Source organism: Geminocystis sp. GBBB08 (genome assembly GCF_016743215.1).
Lineage (GTDB): Bacteria > Cyanobacteriota > Cyanobacteriia > Cyanobacteriales > Cyanobacteriaceae > Geminocystis.
Map to the genome: position 1 here is coordinate 1 of NZ_VRZC01000143.1, position 10,041 is coordinate 10,041.

A 10,041-nucleotide genomic window follows, 5' to 3' on the forward strand; every position below is an offset into this window, starting at 1 on the left:
CTATAGAACCTATTTGATATTTACGCCTGTAACCCAAATAACAAAAGGCTTTGACGAGATTAAAGTATTTCTTCTGAAATCATTATTATGTAACCATTCTAAAAAAGATACCAAATGGGTTCTATAGCAGATAACGAGTTAAGTAGGAGGTTTTGAGATTCCTCTCTATGCTCGGAATGACAACTATAGATTTTGAGAATGTCTTAACTAACCCGTTTATCACTATATTGTATCATTATCGCCCATTCCCTACCTCCATCACTCATACTTTTTCAGCAAATCCTCCTTCTCAGTGTTAAACCTTTGATTTTTAGAGCTTTCTGATTCCCAAAACAACCTAATTACAATTGTTTTGAGATAAATTTAACTCATTATTGAAACTACGAAACCAATTTTTAAGCAGTTGATTTTTTTCCTCAGAATTTAAGATAGTATTGATAAAATTTTCCCATGATGGATCGTTTTTAGGGATAATTAAACCATATTTTTCGCAAGTTAATGGTGGTTGAGGTGTTAATACATATCCTTGACTTTTACCCAAAAATATCTGTTGTGCGATAGATTCTCCGATTAATAAAATACCGTCATCGGCAAAACCGTCAATGGTACCTTGTCTTACAGCTTGTAAAGCTCTTTGTGTACCTCTCATTCCTTGAAATAATTGAAATGTTGCTTTCGGATATTTTTCTTTAATTAATATTTCAGTGTTGGTGTAACGTAATAAGCCGATGTTTAAATTTGTGCCGTCAGAGTTGAGGAATTTTGGTGCCATATTTTCTTTAACAAAAAATTGAATTCCTGAGATGAAAAAATCTTTAGAAAAGGTTACTTTATAGTCATCTATTGTTCTGATAGTATTAGGTCCACATTCTAAATGAACTATGCCATCTTGAACTAGCTCAAAACGATTACTAAGGCGTGAAATAACTATATTAACACTAATAATATTTCGATTAATCTTTTTTCTTAATTGTTCTCGAATTAATGCTATTAAATCAAAACAAATTCCTTGTAATTCTGAGTTATTATTACGATAGCCAAAAGGAATAGCATCAGTTCTAACTCCAACTTTTAATAATCCCGTGCGGTTAATTTCCTCTAAGATAGTTTCTGCTTTTACTGAAAAATTTGGAAAAAAATTAAAATAAAAAATTAAAGTTATTAACCATAGTTGAAAATTTAGTTTATGTTTCATTATAACTATTTTTAAAATTTTAATTTGATTCCTTTTCCTGTGGCGATTCCACCACCTTCCACAATATTGCCATTTTGATCAAAGGCTTCATATTTGATGGTAGAATTAAAGGTTTCATTATCATCAGCAAGGGTAATTATTTCAGATAAAACTCCTCTAGTTGAGGGCAACCATCCTCCCCAAATATGTTCTATTTTAGCCTTATCAGGAGGTTGAGTGGCATAATACTCATATTTAATTTCAAATTTTTTACTATCTATTTTTCGCCAAATTCCATAGGCTGGAGGCACTGGTGGTGCTGCATCATAATTGGATGATTCTATCATTGTACCACCATAGTTAAATACATACATAAATTCAAGATTCTTAATGGAGGCAAACGCACCCGTCGAAAATTGTATTTGCGATCGCCATTGACCGATAATATGATCTTGATTATTAATATCTTTACCGTAGGAAATTTGTTCTCCAACACCTTTAATAAATAATGTCAGAATAAAGGTAATTATGATTAAGAAGAATCTCTGTTTTATTGATATTTGTTTAAATTGTTGAATCATCTTTATTTCTGACAAATTTATATTAAAAATTATGGAAAAATTTAATGGTTACTTATTATTTATAGCAATTTTCACATCAGGGAGGTACAGGCAAGGAAGGGGCAGTCATCCCTTTGTTTACAAGATTTATAGGAACCTCACCATAATGAAAAATGCGATATATTTCCTTACCTCCTAGTCTTCTAGTCTTCTAGTCTTCTAGCCTTCTAGTCTTCTAGCCTTCTAGCCTTCTGGTCTGATCTTCACCGATAATTTTATCTCGAACTCAGATAATTAAGGAGGGAATATAATTTATGGATAAAAAGCTAAAGTGGGTAAACCTAAATCTTCAGCCCATCCCATCATTAAGTTTAAACATTGTACCGCTTGTCCAGCTTGTCCTTTAATTAAGTTATCAATAGCTGACATAACAATTACTCTGCCGGTACGAGGATCAACTTCAATGCCAATATATGCTAGATTAGTACCACAAGCCCATTTTGTTTGAGGATAAATACCGTTATCTAATATTTTCACAAAACTAGAAGTACGATAAAAAGCATTGTAAATAGTTAGTAAATCTTCTGTAACTAATCCGGGATCTCTTAATGTACCATATACTGTAGATAAAATTCCCCTAGGCATCGGAATTAAATGAGGAGTAAATTGGACTTTTACGTCACTTCTAGCTAAATCTGAGCAAATTTGTTCAATTTCTGGGGTATGTCTATGTTTTGCTACTCCATAAGCACCTAATGAGTTATCCGCTTCGGCTAATAATAAATTAATTTTGCCCTGTCTGCCACCGCCAGAAGTACCAGATTTGGCATCAATAATAATAGTTTCTGGCAAGACTAAACCTTGTTTTAATAGGGGTGCAAGGGCTAGTAAACTAGCAGTAGGATAACATCCAGCACAACCAATTAAACTACTATTTCTAATTTGTTCTCTATATAATTCTGGTAAACCATAAACCGCAGTGGCAGCCGTTTGATGATCTTTTCTTTCGGTTTTATACCATGATGTGTAGGTGTCTAAATTTTTAAATCGATAATCGGCAGATAAGTCTAAAACTTTACATCCTTTTTCGATTAATTCTGGAGCAAAATCACAAGCTAATCCATTAGGTAATCCTAAAAATACCACTTGACAACCAGAAGCAATGGTATTTAATTCAATAGGCTCAATTTTTGTCTTTACCCGATGTTGTAAATGGGGGTATAAATCACCGTATTCTTTTCCAGCACTACTATCACCGCCAAGATAAACAATGTCAACTTCGGGATGTTCTAATAAGATTTTGACCAATTGTACACCCCCATACCCAGATGCACCAACGATTCCGACAGATATTTTTTGTGACTCACCCATGACTGTTAATTTATAATTTCAACATTTGCTGAATTTTAGTACGAAATCAACCATTTAGATCAAAAGACTTGTTACCATCGGATGAGGTATCTCGAATGCCGAATCAAGATTGAGAAATTTAGCCATGGGATAATTAAGATGCTTAATTACTGATTACTTGTTACTTAACATCTAATATTTTAGCTATAATTTTAGGTTATAAATAAATTTTAAGAAGAATAGATAATAATTATTTTATTAGCAAATGAAATTATGAAAAATAAACCTTCTTTTCCTGATTCTAATAATGATGAAAAAAATAATCAGGATGAAAAATTAAAATCTGTTCTTCCTAATCCATTAACTAAACAGGAAATTTTAGAGCAAGAAAAGATAGACAATACACCCTATTTATATGTGTTAATCATAGAAGATGGATCTGATCAACGTATCATTTATTTAACAGATGAAATTTACGAAATTGGGAGAAGAAAAAGTGCAGAAATTATTTTTCATGATCAATCTGTTTCTCGACATCATGCCACTATTTGTAAAGAATATAATCAGGAAGAAAATTTATTTTTTTATAAAATATTTGATGGTAATTTATCTGAACAATTAAGCCGAAATGGTTTATTAATCAATAATAAAAAATATTTAAGTAAATATTTAGAACATGGAGATTTAATCGAATTTAGTAAATTAGCTAAAGCTCGATATTTTGTCATTGATAAAAACTCACAAGTGCAAGATATTTTTCATGTAAATCAAGATAATTCTTTTGAAAAAAAAGAAAGTTATAATAAAAAAACTTTAACAAGTAACCCTTATAATGTTAATCAAAGTTATTTAGAAAAAGAGAATATTATTGATTATATTGCTAAACTTACGTCTTTTGCAGAGCTTAGTCCTTATCCTATTGTTGAAATTAATTTACAAGGGAAAATAACTTATTATAATCAAGCAGCTAGTTTATCATTTCCTAGTTTAATAAATGAAACGATGAGTCATCCTGTCTTATCTAATTTATTAAAAGCAGAGCATAAAATTCATGGAAATTTATTTGTGAGAGAAGTCCGTTATAACGATAAAATTTTTGAACAATATATTCATTATTTACCAGATTTAAAACTTATTAGAAGTTATCTTTTTGATTTTACTAATCGAAAAAAAGTTGAAGCAAAATTAAAAGATAGTGAAGCTAAATATCGAGCAGTTGTTGAGCAAATGTCGGAAGGAATTTTTTTATTTACAGCAGAAGACTCTATGATTATCGAAGCTAATATATCTGCTACTAAAATTTTAGGTTATCCTTTAGAAGAGTTAATTCATCAAAATATAGAGCAATTTTTAGATACCCAATATCAAACTTTTATCTATAACTTAGAAATTCTTAAAGAAACAAAACTTAGCTTTCGACAAGAATTAAAATTAAAAGTGAAACAACATCAACCTATCGATGTAGAATTAAATGTTAGTTTGATTAATTATCAAAATAAATTAGTTTTTTGTTGTGTTTTCCGAGATATTAGTGAAAGAAAGTTATTAGAAAATCAATTAAAATATCACGCTTATCATGATAGTTTAACAGGTTTATATAAACGTAATTTTTTTATGAACTTTTTATCGAAAACTTTAGCTAATGCTAAAAGACAAAAAACCACCGTGGCAATCATGTTTTTAGATATAGATTATTTTAAAGAAATTAATGATAATTATGGTCATGATGTTGGAGATTTATTTTTACAAGAATTTTCTCAACGATTAAAAAATGCCCTTCGTGAAAGTGATTGTCTGGCACGTTGGGGAGGCGATGAATTTGTTGCTTTATTACCAGATATAACGTCTCCTAATACTCTAACTATTATTATTGATCGTATTCTAAAATCCATTAAGAAGCCTTTTATTTATCACCAAATTACCTTAAACACTTCCACTAGCATTGGTATCGCCATTTACCCAATACATGATGAAAATATTGATTCTTTGCTGAAAAAAGCAGACCAAGCATTATACACTACTAAACAGAACGGCAGAAATGGTTATACTATTTATCATCAAGAATAAATCATCAATTATAACTATTTTCTTCTTCTTTAATTGTTTATTATTAATATGACAATATCAGAAATTCCTTTTAAGATTACCGAAAAAATTAATCAATTAAAATCTACATTACAGTCAGCTAGTTATGCTTATTATGTATTAGATAATCCTATTATGGAAGATCCTATTTATGATCAACTTTATCGAGAGTTACAAGAATTAGAAAACGAATATCCTAGTTTAATTACCTTAGATAGCCCAACTCAAAGAGTCGGAGATAAACTTAATAGTCAATTAGATTCTGTTAAACATAATATTCCTCTTTATAGTTTAGAAAATGCGTTCAATTTTTCTGAGTTAAAACAGTGGGAAACTCGTTGGCAAAAACAATTAAAAAATATTGCAGAATTTAATTATATTTGTGAATTAAAAATAGACGGCTCTGCTATTGCTTTAACTTATGAAAATGGTATTTTTATTCGAGGTTTAACTAGAGGTGATGGAGTTACTGGAGAAGATATAACTCATAATTTACGCACAATTCGCTCAATTCCTTTAAAGTTAAATATCGAAAATCCACCACCAATAATAGAAGTAAGAGGAGAGGCTTTTTTACCTTTACAAGAATTTAATCGAATTAATGAAGAAAGAGAAAAAAATGGTGAAAGTTTATTTGCAAATCCTCGTAATGCAACTGCTGGAACTTTAAGACAATTAGATCCTAATATTGTTAGTCAAAGAAAGTTACAATTTTTTGCTTATAATCTTTATATATTTTCTGAAAATTATAATATCAACACTCAAGAAGAATCTTTAATTTTTTTACAAGAAAGTGGTTTTTTAGTCAATGTTAATTATCAAGTTTTTCAAAATTTAGATCAAATAAAAGAATATTTAGATAATTGGGAAATAGAGAGAAAAAATTTGCCTTATATGACTGATGGTGTTGTAGTAAAAATCAATCAATTCTCTTTACAAACAGCGTTAGGATTTACCCAAAAATTCCCACGATGGGCAATTGCGGTTAAATATCCTGCCCAAGAAGTCACCACTACCGTCGAAAACATCACCGTCAATGTCGGACGCACAGGGGCTATAACTCCTATGGCAATTATGAAACCAGTACAATTAGCAGGTACAACTGTCCAAAAAGCCACTTTACATAATAGCGATCGTGTGCAAGAATTAGACATTAGGGTGGGGGATACCGTGATTATTCGCAAAGCTGGAGAAATTATACCTGAAGTAGTAGAAGTAATCAAAAAGTTACGCCCTTCTAATACCCAACCCTATCAAATGCCTAGTCATTGCCCTGAATGTGGTTCAAAATTATTACGCCCTGAAAATGAAGCCGTCACTCGTTGCGTTAATAGTTCATGTCCTGCCATTTTGCGCGGTAGTTTGATTCATTGGGCATCCCGTGAAGCAATGGATATTCGAGGGTTGGGCGAAAAAGTAGTCATTTCTTTAATGGAATATAAATTAGTAAAATCTATTGCTGATATATATAAGTTACAATCATTTCAAATTGCAGATTTAGAAAGAATGGGAGAAAAGTCTGCTCAAAAATTAATTAGAGCTATTGAAGATAGTAAAAAACAACCTTTTAACCGAGTGTTATACGGTTTAGGTATTCGTTATGTTGGTGCAACTAATGCTCAAATATTAGCAGAAAATTTTGTTAATATTGACAACTTAATTAAAGCAAAAAAAGAAGATCTAGAAGCTGTTTATGGCATCGGTATTGAGATTGCTTCTTCCGTAGTCGAGTGGTTTAAACTACATGAAAATATCATATTGATTGAAGAATTAAGAAGTTTAAATATTAATTTAGAGGCAACAAATAATAATCAAAAATCAGGACAATTAACTAATAAAATTTTAGTTTTAACAGGTACATTACCAACTCTAAAAAGAAGTGAAGCTCAAAAAATAATTGAATCTGCTGGTGGAAAAGTTAATAGTAGTATTAGTGCTAAAGTTGATTATGTGGTAGCTGGAGAAGATGCTGGTTCAAAGTTAGAAAAAGCTCAAAAATTACAACTAAAAATTATTACTGAATCGGAATTATTGAGGCTCTTGATGAGTTAGGATGCTAAATTATAGCGTTTTTCATTATGGTTAGGTTTCTATAAATCTTGCTAACAAAGGGATGACTGCCTCTTGAGGATACCTCGCTTATGTGAAAATTGCTATAGTTAAAAAAAAGCGGATTTAGGAAGAGCGGATTTGGGAAGAGGAAAATATCAAATTATTTGGGCAACGATGCTCTGGTAAATTCCTCATTCTAAATTATAATTTCTAAATTCTTCGGGCAATGGCCAATATCATTCCACCCTAGCTATTTTTCAAACTTTCGTAGGCAATGGTTAAAAATTGGTCAGAAGTCAAAAATCCTTTACCCCATTTTTCGTCTAAATCGGCTAAGATTTTCTCTTTAATTAAGTCTTCTAAGGTTTTATTTTTAGCTATACCTTCTTTAACTCTTTGACTAACGGTTTTGAGCATTTCCTGAAAAGTAATTAATTCTTGACGATTGGATAATTTACCATGACCCGGAATTATAATTGTTTCTTGATTACATAAAGGTAAAATTTTATCTATTGCTGCAATCATACCTTCTACTGAACCACCTACACTCGTATCAATAAAAGGATAAATGCCGTTAAAGAATAAATCTCCCGTATGAATGACGTTTTGATCAGCAAAATGAATTACTATATCTCCATCGGTATGGGCTGGAGCAACATGAAAAGCCTTGATCTGATTATCATTGAAACTAAAATGAGTTGTATCACTAAAAGTAATTTTTGGTAAAGCATTACTAGGGGAAGCGGGAATTTCCATTCCCAAAATCTTGATAGAATGAGGTATTTTCATCTGTTTGATGAGGTTATCATGACCAATAATTATTGCTCCATCATTGGCAAAATTTTCATTTCCTCCTGTATGATCGAAATGATAATGAGTATTGATTAAATATTTAATGGGGCGATCGCTAATTTTACTAATAGCAGATTTAATTTTGGTGGATAAAGGAGCAAATTGACTGTCAATCATGACAACTCCATCTTTGCCTACAGAAACTCCAATATTACCTCCTTCTCCTTCTAATAGATAAAGATTGCCTTTGAGGGGAATGGTTTTTATTTCTACTTTATCGAAGTTTTGTTGGGCGATAATTTGGTTATGATTCTCAACAGGAAACACCACATTAAATTGATTCACAGAAGCAGTAGTTTTAGCAAAAATACTTTGACTACAAACAAATAAAACGAACAAACTAAAGATAATGAGAAAAGAATTAAAACGAATTTTTTTACTTAACATATCAGGTTTTTAGCTTAAGGAAGTTATAATTTCTCGTTAATATAGCATTTATCAAAATGATGAGGTACAATTTCTTTCAGAAAATCTAGACGATATAGTCAAAGTACTGCTTTGGCAGTTATCAAAAGTTTGTTTAGTTTTGGTTTTCGGATCGTCATTTTCCATATCAATCCTTAAAGACTTATCCCCATTTTGAATTAATACGACTGTCTTGGTATCCTCAAATAAAATATTATCAGTGGGGTATAACTGAGATCTTGCATGACTTACATTAATACTTAATAGTTAGAGGTGAGCAAATCAATTCTATAGATGGTTAATGCCAATTCTTATACTTATTACTCATTACTCCTTACTCCCCCTTACCAGTCAATTTTTGGATAGGTGCAAGATCTGAAGTATAACCCACATTTCCCACATCATTTAGAATTTAGAATTTAGAATTTAGGTATTACTAGGATTTCTTTTAATTTTTCTAATGGGTAAGTTAGCACTTAATGAAGTTATGCGATCATTACTTTGGATCGAAAATTCCATTTCATCTACATCAATATCAAGATAACGACTGACTACCTCGATAATTTCTTGACGCATTTTATCAATCATTTCTGGATTAACACCAGCTCGATCATGGGCAATAACTAACTTTAAACGATTTTTAGCAGGATAGCGACTCTTTTTTGGAGCAGTCCAAGAATTGAATGTACTAACTATATCTTTGAACATATTTGGTAAAATAGTAGTGTTGAATTTTAATTAACAATAAATAGTTTATTTTTCTTGATTGGAAAAACCGAAAAAACGACGTATTCTAGTAAAAAGAGTATCTTGAGAAGCCATTAAATCTAAATACGGAACATCTATACCCTCAATTCTCCTCGCAATATTTTTAATAGCCATACCAGGTAGAGAATCTTGTTCACTTAATACTAATGGTTCACCACGATTAGAAGAGGTAATAATTCTCTTGTCATCAGGAACAATACCGATTAAAGGTACTACTAATAAATCAAGAATATCTTCAACACTCAGCATCTCATCCATTTGTACCATTTCCGGACGTAAACGATTAACAATTAAGCGAATGCTTTTCATACTTTCACTTTCTAACAATCCTACTACTCGATCCGCATCCCTCACAGCGGCAACTTCTGGAGTAGTGACAATTAACGCTTCTTGGGCAGCGGCAATGGCATTACGAAAACCCATTTCAATTCCTGCTGGGCAATCGACAAAAATAAAGTCAAAATTAGGACTTAATTGCTCGACAACTTCCTTCATTTGATCGGGAGTAATAGCGTCTTTTGTACGGTTTTGAGCAGCTGGTAATAAATGTAATCCTGGTGTTCTTTTATCCTTGACGATGGCTTTTTCTAAAGTACATTCTCCGGATAAAGCATCAAAAATAGTATAAACAACTCGTTGTTCTAATCCTAACAATAAATCTAAATTTCTTAAGCCAAAATCTGCATCAATTAAACAGACTTTTTTGCCTAATTGAGCCACTGCCGTACCTAAATTAGCGGTGATGGTGGTTTTACCCACACCACCTTTTCCAGATGTAATCACAATAACTCTACT

Annotated in this window: 8 protein-coding genes; 2 read left to right on the top strand and 6 right to left on the bottom strand. The window is 31.3% G+C overall.

Annotated features, from left to right (window positions below; translation table 11 throughout):
• Window positions 1–337 precede the first annotated feature (337 nt).
• The 3 genes from FWJ34_RS15210 to argC form a co-directional block, all read right to left on the bottom strand.
• Complete coding sequence (locus FWJ34_RS15210) at window positions 338–1,195, bottom strand: transporter substrate-binding domain-containing protein (RefSeq protein ID WP_308256188.1); 858 nt, start codon at window positions 1,193–1,195, stop codon at window positions 338–340.
• Window positions 1,196–1,206: 11 nt separating this feature from the next.
• On the bottom strand, window positions 1,207–1,755 hold the full coding sequence (locus FWJ34_RS15215; protein WP_308256189.1) for a hypothetical protein: 549 nt from the start codon (window positions 1,753–1,755) through the stop codon (window positions 1,207–1,209).
• A gap of 291 nt (window positions 1,756–2,046) precedes the next feature.
• Complete coding sequence (argC, locus tag FWJ34_RS15220; RefSeq protein ID WP_308256190.1) at window positions 2,047–3,105, bottom strand: N-acetyl-gamma-glutamyl-phosphate reductase; 1,059 nt, start codon at window positions 3,103–3,105, stop codon at window positions 2,047–2,049.
• A gap of 252 nt (window positions 3,106–3,357) precedes the next feature.
• Between argC and FWJ34_RS15225 the strand changes: the two genes are divergently transcribed.
• Together FWJ34_RS15225 and ligA are read left to right on the top strand one after the other, a co-directional pair.
• Window positions 3,358–5,151 (top strand): diguanylate cyclase domain-containing protein, encoded by a 1,794-nt coding sequence (locus FWJ34_RS15225; RefSeq protein ID WP_308256191.1) that lies wholly within the window; start codon window positions 3,358–3,360, stop codon window positions 5,149–5,151.
• 48 nt (window positions 5,152–5,199) lie between these two features.
• The gene (ligA, locus tag FWJ34_RS15230) at window positions 5,200–7,221 is read left to right on the top strand and encodes an NAD-dependent DNA ligase LigA (RefSeq protein ID WP_308256192.1); all 2,022 of its coding nucleotides are present in this window, start codon (window positions 5,200–5,202) and stop codon (window positions 7,219–7,221) included.
• A gap of 246 nt (window positions 7,222–7,467) precedes the next feature.
• Here ligA and FWJ34_RS15235 read toward each other — a convergent pair whose 3' ends face one another.
• From FWJ34_RS15235 to minD, 3 genes are all read right to left on the bottom strand, one after another.
• Window positions 7,468–8,460 (bottom strand): MBL fold metallo-hydrolase, encoded by a 993-nt coding sequence (locus FWJ34_RS15235; protein WP_308256193.1) that lies wholly within the window; start codon window positions 8,458–8,460, stop codon window positions 7,468–7,470.
• 444 nt (window positions 8,461–8,904) lie between these two features.
• The gene (minE, locus tag FWJ34_RS15240; protein ID WP_308256194.1) at window positions 8,905–9,186 is read right to left on the bottom strand and encodes a cell division topological specificity factor MinE; all 282 of its coding nucleotides are present in this window, start codon (window positions 9,184–9,186) and stop codon (window positions 8,905–8,907) included.
• Between the two features lie 45 nt (window positions 9,187–9,231).
• Window positions 9,232–10,041 (bottom strand): septum site-determining protein MinD (gene minD, locus FWJ34_RS15245; protein WP_308256195.1); only part of this gene is annotated, 810 nt, incomplete at its 5' end.

Excerpts from the sequence above, each read along its gene's own strand:
- FWJ34_RS15210 (WP_308256188.1), bottom strand. The coding sequence starts at position 1,195 with ATGAAACATAAACTAAATTTTCAACTATGGTTAATAACTTTAATTTTT.
- FWJ34_RS15215 (WP_308256189.1), bottom strand. The coding sequence starts at position 1,755 with ATGATTCAACAATTTAAACAAATATCAATAAAACAGAGATTCTTCTTA.
- argC (WP_308256190.1), bottom strand. The coding sequence starts at position 3,105 with ATGGGTGAGTCACAAAAAATATCTGTCGGAATCGTTGGTGCATCTGGG.
- FWJ34_RS15225 (WP_308256191.1), top strand. The coding sequence starts at position 3,358 with ATGAAAAATAAACCTTCTTTTCCTGATTCTAATAATGATGAAAAAAAT.
- ligA (WP_308256192.1), top strand. The coding sequence starts at position 5,200 with ATGACAATATCAGAAATTCCTTTTAAGATTACCGAAAAAATTAATCAA.
- FWJ34_RS15235 (WP_308256193.1), bottom strand. The coding sequence starts at position 8,460 with ATGTTAAGTAAAAAAATTCGTTTTAATTCTTTTCTCATTATCTTTAGT.
- minE (WP_308256194.1), bottom strand. The coding sequence starts at position 9,186 with ATGTTCAAAGATATAGTTAGTACATTCAATTCTTGGACTGCTCCAAAA.